Below are 14,927 nucleotides of genomic sequence, written 5' to 3'. Positions count from 1 at the left end.
CTCATGGCGTTGGGCATTGATGGTATGCGAACGTCGGTCCAGGGACCTTTGAGGCAAAATCATCTCCGGATTCTCCCAGTGGGCCGTGGGCCTCTTGGCCGGTGCTGGCATCCCAACGCGCAAGCGTCGCTTGGCCGGGCCGCGCTCTGCTGGTCCAGGTGGAGCGCCCCACCGGACGTACGACCCTGGACCAGTCAGGCGCGGTCTTGTTGCCTCCGGTGCGCGACGGGTCGCGGCGTCCGGCTGGGCATCCCGGAGTCGCCGGGGTCCGGTGTGGCGGAGCCCCGGCCGCCGGAGGTGGCTCCGGGTTGTAGGGCTGGAGGCCCTACCCGCCGGAGGCGTGTCTGGGTTGCCGCGCGGCGGGTACCGACTGGTGCAGAGCCAGGGTCAACGGAGCCGACTCGGTCGTGAGTGGTATGACGCCTGGATCGAGGTGGACGTGTGCGCCCGGGTGGGCGTTCTCGTCGGATAAGGCGAGGCACCATCGGGCCAGGTCGCGGAGTCCGGCGGGATCACCGAAGATCTCCACTGCACCGTCTCGGACCTCGACCGTGACGTTGCCGCCCTCGGTGGGTGCGACGACGCCGATTCGTTCGTCGTAGGCCGGGACGGAGAGCACGTTGTCTGCCACGGCAAGAGTATGGCAATGGCGCCGCGGGCTGCGGCTCGGCGCCTGGGCGCTCGTCCCGCGAAGGCGGACGGGATGAGCGGGAGTGGCGCGAACGGTGCCTGCACTGGGTTGTTGCGCTAGTTCGGTGCGGCAGGAGCCCCGGGTCCCAGACGGTGAGGATGCCGGGGCTTCGGCGGCTTCGCCGGTGGCGCGGAGGCCACCGCCGGCCCGCGCCGGAAGCGAAGCGGCAAGGCGCGGACGGCCGGCGAAGTGGCTCGCGCGGCGGCCGGAGGCCGCCCTTGAGACGTGTGGAAAGTCTTCACCGTCCGGACCGCCTGTGTGACCCGCCTGCGTCAGCGTCTGATGTGGCGACGAGCGATCGTGACTACGGGGCTACACGGGCGTCCGGTGGGGTGAGCTGGTCGGTCTGGAGGTCGAGTTCGCGCGGCCGCTCGCGGTGGGGGTCGAGTGGCAGCTTTACGAGATCGACAATGGGGAGTGTGTGCGGCAGCCGCCCAAGGACGGGTCGCGGCGCACCGTCGACCTTCCGGGGTGGCTGGGTGCCATGCTCGTCGCCCTCGTGTCCGGCTTGCGGCCGCAACCGTGCGACTGTCACCGCCAGGCATGCGTCTTCCGGGGCTACTCCGCGGCCAAGGGGGCGGCTCGGGCTCCGGGCCCGAGGCTGGTCGACGTCGCCCAGTGCATTGGGGTGTCGACCGGCACGGTCTCGAACGTGCTGATCCGGCCCGACACCGTGCCGGATGCGACTCGCGCGAAGGTCGAAGCGGCCGTCGCTGAGCTGGGGTTAGTCCGTGGCCTAGCGACGGGCGAGCTGGCGGCCCACTGGCGACGGAGCGGGGTCGGGACCTGGCTGTTCCGCCCGGCGGCGACCGGCTCGTACCCGGCGAGGGCGCCGTCGCCGGTGCGCCCGGTGCCGATCATTGGCGAGCCCTGGCCGGGGATCCCGGCGCGGGGTCGGGGGCCACCGCGCGGGCGGACGCCTGCTGGGTGCCGATCGCGCCGAAGCTCACCCCGCACGGGTCTCCGGCACACCCACCGGACGGTAATGGAGGAGCTGGGGACCTCGCCCCCGGCTGATGGGCGACCGGATGGGCCACGTCGACGGCTCGGTGCAGGCGCGGTATACGCACATCACCGCGAAGATGCCGGCGCGCTGATGGACGCCTTGACGGAGAGTGGGGGACGGCGCTGGACGAGCGGCGCGCGATGTCGGCCGGGTCGCCGGTGGCCGTGCTCGATCGGCTGCTGCGGGGGAGGGCGGCGAAGTGACCGCACAAGAATTTCTCCCCAACTTCTCCCACGCAGCCCTGGGAGAGAGGCAGAAGGCCCGGTCTTCCGTGTGGAAGAACCGGGCCTGACCTGCACTTACTTGGTCGGGGTGGCCGGATTTGAACCGACGACCTCTTCGTCCCGAACGAAGCGCGCTACCAAGCTGCGCCACACCCCGAGGCGTGCTGAGCAATAGTATCCGACCCTGATCCCCAGGCGAAATCGGTATCCACCCAGCCGCAAACCCGCAGGTCAGCGCGGTATCAGCGTCAGCAGCGTGGCCTCCGGCCGGCAGGCGAAGCGGACCGGGGCCGTCGGGTGGGTGCCGAGGCCGGCCGAGACGTGCAGCCAGGAGGAGGTGCCCAGGCGGTGCAGGCCCTTGGCCATGGAGCGGGGCAGGTCGCAGTTGGTGGCCAGTGCGCCGACGAACGGGACGCACACCTGGCCGCCGTGGGTGTGGCCGGCCAGGACGATGTCGGCGCCGTCGTTGGCCATGCCGTCGAGGATCTGGGAGGCGGGGGTGTGGGTGACGCCGAGGAACAGGTCGGCCGTCGACGGGCCGGACACCGAGGCGTAGTCGTCGCGGGCCACGTGGGGGTCGTCGACGCCGGCGAGTTCGATGGTGCGGCCGCCGGCCTTCAGGGTGGTGCGGGCGTTGTTGAGGTCGGCCCAGCCGGCCGTGAGCAGGCCGGTGCGGAGGTCCTCGAACGGCAGGTCCGCGCCCTCCACATATTCGCGCGACGGCAGCAGGTACGACAGCGGGTTCTTCCAGACCGGGCCCGTGTAGTCGTTGGAGCCGAAGACGAAGGCGCCGGGGAGGTCGAGCAGGGGGCCGAGGGCGCGCAGGACCGCCGGGACGGCGTCCGGGTGGGCCATGTTGTCGCCCGTGGTGACGACCAGGTCGGGGTCGGTGCCGGCCAGGGCGGCCACCCACTGTTGCTTGCGGCGCTGGTCGGGGGTCATGTGCAGGTCGGACAGGTGCAGGATGCGCAGCGGTTCGGCGTCCGGGTCGAGGACGGGGACGTCCACGCGGCGCAGGGTGAACATGTTGCGCTCGACGAGGCTGGCGTAGGCGAGGGTCGCGGCGGCGGTGCTCGCGGCGAGGCCGATAAGGGTGCGCTTGCGCATGGGCGTAAGGGTAGTTTGACCGTCCATGAGCGCGCTCAAGGACCGACTCAACGATGACCTCCGCGGTGCCATGAAGGGCCGCGACGAGCTGACCACGTCCACGCTGCGCATGGTGCTTGCCGCCGTGCGCACCGCCGAGGTGGCCGGCAAGCAGGCCAAGGAGCTGTCCGACGACGACGTGCTGGCCGTGCTGACCCGGGAGGCGAAGAAGCGGCGGGAGGCGGCCACCGCGTTCGCCGACGCCGGGCGGGCCGAGCAGGCCGCGAAGGAGACCGCCGAGGGCGACATCATCGAGCGGTACCTGCCGGCTCAGCTCGGCGACGCCGAGCTGGCCGAGATCGTCGCCGGGGCGCTGTCCGCCGCCGGCACGACCGCGATGGGCCCGGCCATGAAGGCGGCCCAGGCCGCGGTGGCGGGCCGGGCCGAGGGGGGTCGCGTCGCCGCGGAGGTACGCCGACAGCTCGCCGGCTGATCGCGGACACAGCACCGCCCGGGGCGGCCCTCGTGCACCGCAGGGCTCACGTGCCGGCGGGCGGGACGACGGCAGGGGAGACGACGACGGCGGCGCCGGCCGAAGCCGGCGCCGCCGTCCGTGTTCGGGTTACCGCGGGCCCGGGCGGGTCACCGGGCCGTTCTCCGGGCGTCCCGGTTGGCCTGGCTGCCCCGGCTGGCCGGGCTGGCCCGGCTGCTGACCGCCCGTGCCGTCGCTGATCTCGACGATCACGACGCCGCCCTTGATCGTGCGGCCCGACGGGTTGGTGCCCGCGGCCGAGCCGGCCGGGCAGGACGAGGCGGTGCGGCTGAAGCTCACCTCGACGTCGAAGCCGGCGTCGCGCAGCTCGTCGATGGCGCTCTCGCGGGAGTCGCAGGTGACGTTGGGGATGCTGCGCTGGTCGCCGTACGCCATCTTCTCCGTCGGCGCCTTGAAGTCCTGTTTGTCCTTGCCCTTCATGGCGTCGGCCAGGGTCTCCCACACCGCCGGGTTGACCCGGTCGTGCTGGCGGTAGCGGGGGTTCTGCGGCCAGTCCGCGTCGGCCTCCAGGCCGGCGACCACGAGCGACTTGGTGCCGGCGATCAGCGAGACGGTCTTGGCGCCGTCGCTGGTGCCGGACTTGCCGAAGACCGGGTGGCCGACGACGCCGCGGGTGGCGCGGGCGGTCGCGTAGCCGCCGCAGCTGCCGAAGGCCGGGCGGTCGCCGACCGGGCAGCGGCCGGCGTCGACGGCGGCCCGGGCGACGTCCTCGCCGATGACCTTGTTGCAGCGGGGGTTCGCCACGTCGAGCTTGTTGCCGTCGTGGTCGCGGATCTCCTGGACCGGGATGGGCTCGCAGTACTTGCCGTCGGCGGCGAGGGTCGCGTACGCGTTGGCGAGGTCGAGCGGGGTGACGTCGGTGACGCCCAGCGAGAACGCGCCCCAGTCGTCCAGCTTGCGGTTGTTGTACTGCTTGACGTCCTCGGACGAGCGGAACCGGATGCCCAGCTTGTAGGCCATGTCGACGGCCTTGCCGGAGCCGACGCGCTCCTGCAGCGGGATGAAGTAGGTGTTGACCGACTGGCCGAACGCCGACCACATGTTCTTGACGCCGGACATCTTGCCCGCGTTCTTCGGGCAGTACCGGTCGCCCTGGCAGGTGGCCGAGCCGGCGCCGACCCGGTACTTCGACACGTACTGGTCCTTGGCGTTGATCGTGTAGCTCAGCGGGTAGCCCGCCTCGAGCGCGGCCGCCAGGGTGAACATCTTGAAGACCGAGCCGCCCTGGTAGCCGGTGATGTCGCCGCCGCCGGTGACCAGCGGGTTCGTGGTGTTCGGGTAGGAGCCGCGCTGGCCCTTCTTGTCGGGGTTCGACGAGGGGCCGTTCTTCGGGTCCGACGGGTCGTCGATCTTGAAGTTGCGGTTGACCGCGAGGCTGCGCACCCGGCCCGAGCCCGGCTCGACGGCCGCCAGCATCAGGGCGTCCTTGCTGCCGTTCTTCAGGTACTGCTGGACGTTCTTGTAGGCGGCCGCCTGCACCTTGGTGTCGAGCGAGGTGACGATGTTGTAGCCGCCGGTCTTGAGGCGCCGCTCCCGGTCGTACGAGGTGTCGCCGAACGTCTCCTGCGCCATCCACCAGCGGTAGAAGTAGTCGCAGAAGAAGCCCCAGTTGTTCTTCGGCACGCTGACGCAGTCGCGGCCGGCGCGCTTGACGTCGCGGGTGACCTTCGTGGCGCTGGCGGCGTCGTACTCGGCCTGGGTGATCTGCTTCAGGTCGAGCATGTTCTTGAGGATGTACGCCCGGCGGTCGACGGCCTGCGGGTAGCCGGTCTCGGTGGCGGGGTTGAACGCGGACGGGGCCTTGACCATGCCGGCCAGCAGCGCGGCCTGGTCGATGGTGAGGTCCTTGGGGCGCTTGCCGAAGTAGACCTGGCTGGCGGCGTAGACGCCGTAGGCGCCGTTGCCGAAGGGCGCGATGTTCAGGTAGCGCTCGAGGATCTGGTCCTTCGTGAGCTCCTGCTCGATCTTGAGCGCGTAGCGCATCTCGCGGGCCTTGCGGGCCGGGGTGTCCTCGCTGGCGCGGACCACGTCGACCGGGTGGGTGGCCGAGTAGGAGATCGACATGCGGACGTACTGCATGGTGAGCGTGGACGCGCCCTGCTCGGTCTTGCCGGCGCCCTTGTTGGCGACGAAGGCGCGGGCGATGCCCTTCACGTCGACGCCGTTGTGCTTGTAGAAGTCGTGGTCCTCGGCCGCGATGATCGCGTTCTGCATGTTCTTCGAGATGTCCTTCAGCGGGACGTCGCTGCGGAACTCGTCGTACATCATCGCGATGAGGGTCTTGCCGTCGTTGGCGTAGACCCGGGTGATCTGCGGGGCCCGCTGGTCCTTGAGCTCGGTGGGCAGCGCGTCGAACGTCTGGGCGCCCGCCTTGGCGGCGAGGCCCGACATCGCGACCGCGGGGAAGGCGGCGGCCGCCACCACGACGCCCGCCAGCAGGCCGCAGATCAGCAGCGAGGCGCCGTTCGTCAGGAGGTTGTGGTCACGCTTGCGCACACGAGTCACGCGAAGCAGGGTACGTGAAGGTTGCACCCCGCCGCTTATCGAGCGGTCGGCCTGTGGACGCCGTGGGTGCGGTTCGCCAGATCATCTTCGGGGTAGCGTCCCGGGAAGCGCCTGACTTTCCCGGAATCCGGCATAGATAGGCCGGAATGGCACAAACGTTCGATGGGTGGAAAGTGTCCGGCTTTGTAGTTCTTGTCTGACAACGTTGCGTAATCGCCCAACTACAGAGCATGATGGCGTGGCGAGTATCGCAACGACGTCCTCATGGGGCACGGGAGGCACCGGGGCGTCAGGGGGATTTGCAAGGGGGGACGTGGACACATGGGGATGATCAGCGACTGGCCCAGCATGGCGGCATGTCAGAGTGGGGACCCTGACGCGCTGTTCGTGCAGGGAGCTGAGCAGAACGTGGCCAAGCGCATCTGCCGCAGCTGCCCGGTTCGCTACGAGTGCCTGTCCGACGCGCTCGACAACCGGATCGAGTTCGGCGTGTGGGGCGGGATGACCGAGCGGGAGCGCCGCGCGCTCCTCCGGCGCCACCCGCACGTCGCCAGCTGGCGCAAGATGTTCGAGGCCGCTCTGCGGGAGAAGGGCGCCGACAAGGTGCTCGTCTCCACGAGCTGACCCTCGCAGGAGATATCAGGCGGCCAGCGCGTCGCCGATCGTCCGCAGCCCGTCGACATCGTGGATGTCGGCGGGCTGCGCCGTCACCGGCACCGTCGGCACCGCCGGGAACGCCGCCGTGAACCGCTGCGCCACCTGCGCCTCCCGCTCCGTCTGCCGGACCAGGGCCGCGTGCACGCGCAGGGCGTCCGCCGTCACCGCCTGATCGCCGGCCGCGTCCAGCGCGTCCGCCGCCGCCAGGCTCGCCGCCGCGTCCAGGTCCAGGGTCGTCGAGTGGACGCGGTTGAGCACCAGCCCCGCCAGCGGCATCCGCTCGGCCACCAGCCGCTCCGCGAAGTACTGCGCCTCCCGGACCGCGTCCGGTTCGGGCGCCGCCACCAGCAGGAACGCCGTCTCCCGGTCCTGCAGCACCTGGTACGTGCGCTCCGCCCGCTGCCGGAACCCGCCGAACATCGAGTCCAGCGCCGCCACGAACCCCGACAGGTCGGTCAGCAGCTGCGCCCCGATCACCTTCTGCACCACGCGGGAGAACACCCCGAACGACGCCGTCACCAGGTTGAACATGCTGCGGCCGCCGGCCCGGGCGGGCGCCATCAGCAGCCGCAGCATCCGGCCGTCCAGGAACCGCGACAGCCGGGCCGGGGCGTCCAGGAAGTCCAGCGCCGACCGCGACGGCGGCGTGTCCACCACGATCAGGTCCCACTCGTCCCGCGAGCGCAGCTGGCCCAGCTTCTCCATCGCCATGTACTCCTGCGTGCCGGAGAACGTCGAGCTCATGGCCTGGTAGAAGGGGTTCGCGAAGATCTCCTGCGCGCGCGCCGGGTCGGTGTGCGCCTGCACCACCTCGTCGAAGGTGCGCTTCATGTCCAGCATCATGGCGTGCAGCTCACCGCCGCTGGAGTCCGTGTCGATGCCCTTGACCTGGCGCGGCGTGTTGTCCAGCTCCGTCAGGCCCAGCGACTGCGCCAGCCGGCGCGCCGGGTCGATCGTCAGCACCACCGTGCGGCGGCCGTGCCGCTCCGCCGCCCGCACGCCGAGCGCCGCCGCGGTCGTCGTCTTGCCGACGCCGCCCGCCCCGCAGCAGACCACGATGCGGATCGAGGGGTCGGCCAGGAGCGCGTCGACGTCCAGGCGCGCGGTCGCAGTGGGCACCGTTCGAGCGTACTGAAGGCCGCCCGGGCCCGCGCTCAACCGCGACCCGCCAGCCGGTCGGCGAGCGTGCGCAGCGCGGCGGCGTCCACGCCGTCCGCCAGCTGCGGCAGCTCGATCATCGGCCGGCCCAGCTCGGCCAGCTCCGTGCGCAGCGACTCCTCCAGCTCGCGCCGGGTCAGGTGCGCCTGCGCCTCGGCCTGCAGGGCGGCCACGCTGCCCGCGTCGGCCGGCAACCCCGCCGCCGCCAGGCCGCGCTTCAGCTCCTGCTTCGTCACCCGGCCGCGGGACGCCAGCAACGGCGGCCGGGCCCCGTTCACGATGACCTTCCCGATCCCGATGCCCAGCGCGGTCAGCTCGCCGATCGCGTCCGCCGACTCCTGGACCGGCATCTCCTCCAGCAGCGTCACCACGTGCACCGCCGTCATCGGCGAGCGCAGCAGCGCGGCCACGCCCTCGCTCTGGCTCTTGATCGGGCCCACCTTCGCCAGCCGGGCCGTCTCCGTCGTCACGTTCAGGAACCGCCCGATCCGGCCCGTCGGCGGCGCGTCCAGCACCACCGCGTGGTACGCCCGCCGCCCGTTCACCGACCGGGTCGTCGCCTCCTTGACCTTGCCGGTCAGCAGCACGTCGCGCAGGCCCGGGGCGATCGTCGTCGCGAAGTCGATCGCACCCAGCTTGCGCAGCGCCCGCCCGGCCGCCCCCAGCCGGTAGAACATGTCGAGGTACTCGAGCAGGGCCTCCTCCGGGTCGACGGCGAGCGCCCGCACCTCACCGCCGTCCGGCGTCGTCGCGATCCGCCGCTCCTCGTACGGCAGCGGATCCGTGCCGAACAGCTGCGCGATGCCCTGCCGGCCCTCCACCTCGACCAGCAGCGTGCGCCTGCCGCCCCTGGCCAGGGCGAGCGCCAGCGCCGCCGCCACCGTCGTCTTGCCGGTGCCGCCCTTGCCCGTCACGACGTGCAGGCGCGCCGGCCACTGCTCGTGCTGTTCCTCCGACCCCACTCCCCGAGCGTAGGTCAGCCCCGCGCGGTCAGCCCGAGACCTCGCACACCCACCAGCCGGTCTTGCGGATCGTCGTGAACGTCAGCGCCTGCTCCGACGTCTTCTCGTCCCGCGTCGTCATCGTCAACTCGACCGACACCCGGGCGCGCTCCTCGTCGACGCTCGCCACCGCCGGGTCGCCCCACGTGAAGCTCGGCTTGTCATACTTCTGGGCGTACGCCTTCACCTCGTCGACCTTCGCGGCGATCTTGGCCTCGTCGCGGGCCTCCCGGCACACCAGCGCCGCCGCGGCCGCCGGGTCCTGCTGGTTGTAGACCGCCGTCAGGAACCGGTTGACCGCCGTCGCCGGGTCGGGCGCGCCGTCGCCGGACTCCGCGTTGCGCAGCAGCAGGAACGCCGACACGCCGCCACCGCCGCACAGCACCAGCGCCAGGACCAGCACCAGGGTCACCCACAGGCCGGGCCGCCGCTTGCGCGCCGTCGTCACCGGCCAGCCCGAGCCCCCGGGGTACGGGGCCGGGCCCGCGCCCGGCGTGCCGGGGGCGGCAGCGGGCGGCGGCGCGCCCGCGGGGGCGCGCCAGGGATCGGCGGGGATCCCGGCGGCGGGAGCCGCCCAGGAGTCGGCGGCCGGCGGCGGGCCGGACTCCCGCGCCCCGGGGAAGACGCCGGTGGCGTCCGGGTCCTGCGGGATCCCCGGCGCCGGCGGTCCGCCCGGTGCGGGGGAGCCGGGGCCGGTCGAGGACGGCGAGGTGGCCGACGGAGGACCGGCGGGCGGCGCGGAGCCGGGTGCACCGGCCGCGTCAGGGGCGGAAGGCGCGGAGGCTCCGGCGGACCCGGCGGGCCCCGCGGGCCCCGCGGGCGGCGCGGGCGGCGCGGAGGTGGGCGGCGCGGAGGTGGGTGAGCCGGGCTCGGACGGCGCGGACGGCGCGGAAGCCCCAGCGGCCGGCGCGGAGGCCCCGGCGGGAGGCGCGGCGGGTGGGGTGTCCCGGTTGGCGGCCATCTCCGCGGCGCGGCGGCCGAAGAAGTCCGGCTCGTCGGGTGGGGTGTCGCCGCCCTGAGTCGCCATGTCGTCCCCCGTGTGCGCGTTCGTCCTGTTCAGCCCGTCGCCGGACGGTTCGGTCACCGCTCAGCGTATCGGCCCGGACCCTCCCGCCGTGGGCCGCTCGACCCCACTACGCTGGCGGCCATGCAGAAGTGGGAGTACGTGACCGTGCCGCTGCTGGTGCACGCGACGAAGCAGATCCTCGACAACTGGGGCGACGACGGCTGGGAGCTCGTCACCGTTGTTCCCGGCATGAACGCCGAGAACCTGGTCGCCTACCTGAAGCGCCCGAAGGCATGAGCGAGCCGGTTCCGGTCCCGGTCTCCGGGGTCGTCGACGTCTACGCGCGCCTGGCCGACCTGGGCCTGACGCTGCCCGAGGTGGCGGCGCCGCTGGCGGCGTACGTGCCGGCGGTGCAGTCGGGCCACCACGTGTACGTGTCGGGGCAGCTGCCGCTGGTCGGCGGCGAGCTGGCCGGGGCGGGCAAGGTCGGGGCCGAGGTGTCGCCGGAGCGCGCGGCCGAGCTGGCGCGCATCTGCGCGCTGAACGCGCTCGCGGCCGTGGAGGCGCTGGTGGGCCTGGGCCGGGTCGTGAAGCTGGTGAAGGTGACCGGGTTCGTGGCGGCGGCGCCGGGGTTCACGGCGCTGCCGGCGGTGGTGAACGGGGCGTCGAACCTGTTCGGCGACGTACTCGGCGAGATCGGCCGGCACGCGCGCAGCGCGGTGGGCGTGGCGGAGCTGCCGCTGGGCGCGCCGGTCGAGATCGAGATCATCGCCGAGATCGCCCCCTAGCTGCGCTGATCCGCGGCCGCTGCCGGATGATCAGGTGCGGTCGGGGACGTACGATGCTTGCGTGGGGGGTGTGCCGGACGACCGGCTTCCGGGCTGGGTGACGCTGGTGCGCGCCCCGAACCCCGGTGTGATGACCCTCGACGGCACGAACACGTGGATCCTGCGCGCCCCCGGCGCGGCGGACGCGGTGGTGGTCGACCCGGGCCCGGACGACGCCGGTCACCTGCGCGCGGTCGCCGCGGCGGGCCCGGTCGGCACGGTCCTGGTGACGCACGGCCACCCCGACCACGTCGACGGGCTGGCGGCGTTCCTGGAGCTGACGGGCGCCCGGCTCGACACCTCGGCGCGCCTGACGGCGGGCGGCGTGGAGATCGAGCGGCTGCCGGCGCCGGGCCACACGGCCGACTCGGTGTGCTTCCTCGCCCGGGTCGGCGACGAGCGGGTGGTGCTGACCGGCGACACGATCCTGGGCCGCGGCAGCACGGTGGTGACGCACCCGGACGGCGACCTGGGCGCGTACCTGGACAGCCTGGAGCTGCTGGCCGCGTACCCGGTGCCAGGGTTGCCGGGCCACGGCCCGGTGCTGGCCGACTGCGCCGCGGCGGCGCGGGCCTACCGCGCGCACCGGCGCGAGCGGCTCGCCCAGGTGGAGCGGGCCCTGGCGGCGGGCGCGACGACGCCGCAGGCGGTCGTCGAGCTGGTCTACGCGGACGTCGACCGGGCGCTGTGGCCGGCGGCGGAGCAGACGGTGCGGGCGCAGCTGGCCTACCTGGGGCGGGCGGCGTGACCTGCCCGGTGTGCGGCACGGTGGCGGTGCCGGCGGCGAACTTCTGCCACAACTGCGGCGCCGCCCTGCCCGCCGCGGCGACCCTGCCGGCGACGGAGCGGCGCGTCGTGACGGTGCTGTTCGGCGACCTGTCGGACTTCACGTCGTGGTCGGAGGACCTGGACCCGGAGCGGGTGGGCGCGGTCACCGACCGGGTGCTGGCGTCGCTGGCGGGCGCGGTGAAGACGTTCGGCGGGCACGTCGACAAGCTGACCGGCGACGGCATCATGGCGGTGTTCGGGGCGCCGGTGGCGCACGAGGACGACGCCGAGCGGGCGGTGCGCGCCGCCCTGTCCATGCAGCGCGCGGTGCGCCGGGTGCTGGACGACGAGCGCGGCGGCGGCGCCCCGCTGGGCCTGCGCGTCGGCCTGAACACCGGCGACGTGGTGGCGGGCATCCAGGCGTCCATCGAGTACACGGTCATCGGCGACACGGTGAACACGGCCGCCCGGCTGGCCGACGCGGCCGCGGTCGGCGCGGTCTACGCGGGCGACGCCACGATGAACGCGACGAAGCGGGTCGCGTCGTGGCGGCACCTGCGCCCGCTGCGGCTGAAGGGCAAGCGCGAACCGGTGCCCGCGTACGAGCTGCTGGGCCTGCTGGACGCGCCGGGCACCCGGTCCGGCCTGGGCGACGAGGCGCCGTTCGTGGGCCGCGAGGCCGAGCTGGGCCGGGTCGTCGGCCGGCTCGCCGAGGTCATCGACCGGCGCGAGCCGCGGGTGCTGGTCCTGACGGCCGAGGCGGGCATCGGCAAGTCGCGGTTCGCCGCCGAGGTGGAGCGGTACGCCGCCGGCTACGACGTCGGTCCGGGCGGCTTCGGCGCGCACACCGGGGCCCGGGTGCTGCACGTGCGGTGCGCCGCCTTCGGCGAGCGCCGCCGGCTGGCGCCGCTCGCCGACCTCGTGCGCAACGCGGTGGGCCTGCCCGTCGACAGCGCCACCGCCGTGACCCGCGCGGTGGTCGAGGAGCGGCTGCGCCGCCTGGCCCAGCGCCTCGCCCGGCAGCTCGACGCCCCGCCGGTCCCGATCGACCTGCTGCTGCTCCTGCTGGGGTACGCGGACACGCCCGCCCCCGCCAACCCGGCCAACGCCACCGACTGGGCGCCGGCCCCCACGGTGGACGCCGAGGCGGTGCCGGCGGCCGTCGGCGACCTGCTGACCGGCCTGGCCGCCGAGGCGCCCCTGCTGGTGGTGATCGACGACCTGCACGACGCGACGGCGGAGACGATCGACGCGGTCGGCGTGATGCTCGACCACCTGAGCGGGCCGATCGTGGTGCTGCTGCTGGGCCGCCCCGAGCTGGTGCGCACTGCGGGCGCGCTGACCGGCCTGGCCGACGCGGAGGTGCACGCCCTGCCGCCGCTGCGCGGCGCGGACGCGTCCCGGCTGCTGACGGCGTACCTGTCGGGCGGGCGGCTGCCGCAGAACGACGCCGACCGGCTGCTGAGCACCGCGCAGGGCAACGCGTTCTACCTGGCCGAGCTGGTGACGCTGCTGATGGAGCGCGGCGCGCTGACCCCGGCGGGCCCGGACCCGGCGGGGCCGTGGCGGCTGGCGCCGGGCTCGCTGGGCAGCCAGCTGCTGTCGCGGGACCTGGCGGCCGTGCTGGCGGCCCGCATCGACGCGCTGCCGCCGGACGCCCGCTCGGTGCTGCGCGACGCGGCCGTCGTCGGCGACACGATCCCGGTGGCGGCGATGGACGCGCTGCGCGAACGCCGGTCGGTGGGCGATCCGCGGCCGACCGCCGTCGCGCACGTCGAGCTGGAGCGCGCCGTCGACGAGCTGCTGCAGCGGCGCATGCTGCACCGGGTGCGCGGCGGGTTCGCGTTCACGACGCCACTGATGCGCGAGGCCGCGTACGGCGGCCTGGGCAAGGCGGACCTGGCGGAGCGGCACGCGTACCTGGCCCGCTGGGCGGCCCCGACGGGCGACACGTTCCGCGGCGCCGGGTTCAGCGAGGCGGAGCGGGACGCGTTCGTCGCCCACCACGCCGAGTGCGCCGTGGAGCTGGCCGACGCGGTGCGGCTGCGCCCGGACGCCGACGCCCGGGCGGTCGCCCCGCTGGGCGTGGCGGCGCTGGGCCGGGCGGCCCGGCGGGCGCTGTTCGCCGCCGAGCCCGCCGCCGCGGTGTCGCTGGCGGAGCGGGCCGCGAACCTGGCCGGCGAGGCGCTGCCGCTGCCGGACCGGCTGGTGTACGCCCGGGCGCTGCTGCAGACCGGCCGGGCCGCCGACGCGCTCACCTACAGCGAGAAGATCTGCGCCAACGCCGACGGCGACGCGCTGTGCCGCACCGAGGCGATGCTGGTGGCCGGCCAGTCGCTGGAGGCGCTGGGCGACAACGAGCGCGCGGTGCGCTCGTGGGAGGACGCGCTGCAGACGGCCACGGACGCGGAGCTGCTGCCGGAGCGGGCGGAGGCGATGCGCCGGCTGGGCATGGCGGACTTCCGGGCCGGGCGGCTCGGCCAGGCCAGTTCCCGGCTGGCCGCCGCGTACCAGGTGACCCTGACGGCGGGGGACCGGCACGGCCAGGCGTGGTCCATGCAGAACCTGGCCTGGGTGACGACCACCCGGGGCGACTTCGCGGGCACCGACGCGGTGCTGGGCCGGGCGGCGCGGCTGTTCGCAGAGCTGGGCGACCCGGTGGGCCGGGCGTGGCTGCGCGGCACGACGGCGTTCGCGCGGCTGCTGGCCGGGCGGCTCACCGAGGCGCGGCGGCTGGCGAACGCGTTCCTGCCGTTCGGCGAGCGGGTCGGCGAGTCGTGGGCGGCGGGGACGCTGCGCTCCGTCGAGGCGTGCGCCGCCGCCGAGTTGGGCGACCTGACCGAGGCGGACCGGGAGGCGCGCCGGGCGTACCGGGACTTCGTGGCGGCCGGCGACGACTGGGGCCAGGGCCTGGCGCTGGTGGTGCGCGGCATCGTGGCGCGCGGCCTCGGCGAGCCGGAGCACGCGGCCGACCTGCTGGCCGACGCGCTGGCGTACGCCGACAAGACGAACCACCCGCTGCTGCTGGGCCTCGCCGGCACCCACCGCGGCCACGTGCTGCTGCGCCTGGGCGACATCGCGGGCGCCGAGGCGGACGCCCGCCGGGTCATCACCAACGTGGAGCCGCACAACCCGCTCGCGCCCGCCCAGATCGGCCCGCGGGTGCTGCTGGCGCAGTGCCGCCTGGCCGACGGCGACCCGCCGACCGCCATCGGGCTGCTCGCGCCGATCGCCGCCGCGCCGCGGGCGGCCGCCCTGCTGGAGGGCCGCCGCCCCGCGCTGGCCGCGTACGCCGACGCGCTGCTCGCGGACAACCGGGTCACCGAGGCGCAGAACTGGATCGAACGGGCGCTGGAGGTGCCCACCGAGGGGGTGCGGGCCCAGGCGTACGCCGAAGCGGTGCTGCACCGGGTCCGGGCCGTGACCTAACCTGAGCTCCCCTGTG

At 74.0% G+C, this 14,927-nt stretch carries 11 protein-coding genes, 1 tRNA gene and 2 pseudogenes; 7 read left to right on the top strand and 7 right to left on the bottom strand.

The genetic code is table 11. From position 1 onward, the window contains the following. Window positions 1–325: 325 nt before the first annotated feature. Window positions 326–631: an Imm32 family immunity protein gene (locus tag Sya03_RS08250; protein ID WP_203937585.1), complete on the bottom strand. Its 306-nt coding sequence runs from the start codon at window positions 629–631 to the stop codon at window positions 326–328. Window positions 632–1,175: 544 nt separating this feature from the next. Here Sya03_RS08250 and Sya03_RS31835 point away from each other — a divergent pair. Then, a pseudogene (locus Sya03_RS31835) lies at window positions 1,176–1,358 on the top strand (LacI family transcriptional regulator); the annotation flags it as partial. 643 nt (window positions 1,359–2,001) lie between these two features. Here the strand turns inward: Sya03_RS31835 and Sya03_RS08240 are convergent. Both Sya03_RS08240 and Sya03_RS08235 read right to left on the bottom strand, forming a co-directional pair. Then, window positions 2,002–2,078 (bottom strand) — tRNA-Pro (locus Sya03_RS08240). Window positions 2,079–2,152: 74 nt separating this feature from the next. Next, complete coding sequence (locus Sya03_RS08235; protein ID WP_203937584.1) at window positions 2,153–3,028, bottom strand: metallophosphoesterase; 876 nt, start codon at window positions 3,026–3,028, stop codon at window positions 2,153–2,155. Between the two features lie 25 nt (window positions 3,029–3,053). Between Sya03_RS08235 and Sya03_RS08230 the strand changes: the two genes are divergently transcribed. After that, window positions 3,054–3,500 (top strand): GatB/YqeY domain-containing protein, encoded by a 447-nt coding sequence (locus Sya03_RS08230; protein WP_203937583.1) that lies wholly within the window; start codon window positions 3,054–3,056, stop codon window positions 3,498–3,500. A gap of 129 nt (window positions 3,501–3,629) precedes the next feature. Here Sya03_RS08230 and Sya03_RS08225 read toward each other — a convergent pair whose 3' ends face one another. Next, a complete protein-coding gene (locus tag Sya03_RS08225; RefSeq protein ID WP_370871914.1) occupies window positions 3,630–6,065 on the bottom strand; it encodes a penicillin-binding protein in 2,436 nt (811 codons plus the stop codon). 321 nt (window positions 6,066–6,386) lie between these two features. On the opposite strand from Sya03_RS08225, the gene Sya03_RS08220 reads away from it, so the two are divergent. After that, window positions 6,387–6,689, top strand: a complete 303-nt coding sequence (locus tag Sya03_RS08220) for a WhiB family transcriptional regulator (RefSeq protein ID WP_203937582.1) — start codon at window positions 6,387–6,389, stop codon at window positions 6,687–6,689. Window positions 6,690–6,704: 15 nt separating this feature from the next. On the opposite strand, the gene bagB is transcribed toward Sya03_RS08220, so the two are convergent. The 3 genes from bagB to Sya03_RS08205 are packed head-to-tail and all read right to left on the bottom strand — an operon-like array spanning window position 6,705 to window position 9,965. Then, window positions 6,705–7,841 (bottom strand): ArsA family ATPase, encoded by a 1,137-nt coding sequence (gene bagB, locus Sya03_RS08215; protein WP_203937581.1) that lies wholly within the window; start codon window positions 7,839–7,841, stop codon window positions 6,705–6,707. 35 nt (window positions 7,842–7,876) lie between these two features. After that, window positions 7,877–8,842: an ATPase BagA gene (gene bagA, locus Sya03_RS08210; RefSeq protein ID WP_203937580.1), complete on the bottom strand. Its 966-nt coding sequence runs from the start codon at window positions 8,840–8,842 to the stop codon at window positions 7,877–7,879. 28 nt (window positions 8,843–8,870) lie between these two features. Then, complete coding sequence (locus Sya03_RS08205) at window positions 8,871–9,965, bottom strand: Rv0361 family membrane protein (RefSeq protein ID WP_203937579.1); 1,095 nt, start codon at window positions 9,963–9,965, stop codon at window positions 8,871–8,873. A 63-nt stretch (window positions 9,966–10,028) separates the two neighbouring features. Between Sya03_RS08205 and sp36 the strand changes: the two genes are divergently transcribed. The 4 genes and pseudogenes from sp36 to Sya03_RS08185 all read left to right on the top strand — a co-directional run. Beyond that, window positions 10,029–10,184, top strand: a complete 156-nt coding sequence (gene sp36, locus Sya03_RS08200) for a Sp36 family protein (protein ID WP_203937578.1) — start codon at window positions 10,029–10,031, stop codon at window positions 10,182–10,184. After that, complete coding sequence (locus Sya03_RS08195) at window positions 10,181–10,675, top strand: RidA family protein (RefSeq protein ID WP_203937577.1); 495 nt, start codon at window positions 10,181–10,183, stop codon at window positions 10,673–10,675. The genes sp36 and Sya03_RS08195 overlap by 4 nt, the downstream gene beginning before the upstream one ends. Before the next feature lie 61 nt (window positions 10,676–10,736). Then, window positions 10,737–11,462, top strand: a complete 726-nt coding sequence (locus Sya03_RS08190; protein WP_239107202.1) for an MBL fold metallo-hydrolase — start codon at window positions 10,737–10,739, stop codon at window positions 11,460–11,462. Continuing rightward, window positions 11,459–14,908 (top strand): annotated as a pseudogene (locus tag Sya03_RS08185) (adenylate/guanylate cyclase domain-containing protein); the annotation flags it as partial. The gene Sya03_RS08190 and the pseudogene Sya03_RS08185, both read left to right, overlap by 4 nt. Window positions 14,909–14,927: the final 19 nt, after the last annotated feature.

Origin of the sequence: Spirilliplanes yamanashiensis, assembly GCF_016863475.1 — a bacterium.
Classification (GTDB): domain Bacteria; phylum Actinomycetota; class Actinomycetes; order Mycobacteriales; family Micromonosporaceae; genus Spirilliplanes; species Spirilliplanes yamanashiensis.
The sequence above is the reverse complement of the archived record's forward strand: the minus strand, read 5'-3'. Positions and strand labels throughout refer to the sequence as shown.

What these genes read in the sequence shown, in the direction of transcription:
- Sya03_RS08235 (WP_203937584.1), bottom strand. Translation starts at nt 3,028, where the DNA reads ATGCGCAAGCGCACCCTTATCGGCCTCGCCGCGAGCACCGCCGCCGCG.
- Sya03_RS08230 (WP_203937583.1), top strand. Translation starts at nt 3,054, where the DNA reads ATGAGCGCGCTCAAGGACCGACTCAACGATGACCTCCGCGGTGCCATG.
- Sya03_RS08220 (WP_203937582.1), top strand. Translation starts at nt 6,387, where the DNA reads ATGGGGATGATCAGCGACTGGCCCAGCATGGCGGCATGTCAGAGTGGG.
- sp36 (WP_203937578.1), top strand. Translation starts at nt 10,029, where the DNA reads ATGCAGAAGTGGGAGTACGTGACCGTGCCGCTGCTGGTGCACGCGACG.
- Sya03_RS08195 (WP_203937577.1), top strand. Translation starts at nt 10,181, where the DNA reads ATGAGCGAGCCGGTTCCGGTCCCGGTCTCCGGGGTCGTCGACGTCTAC.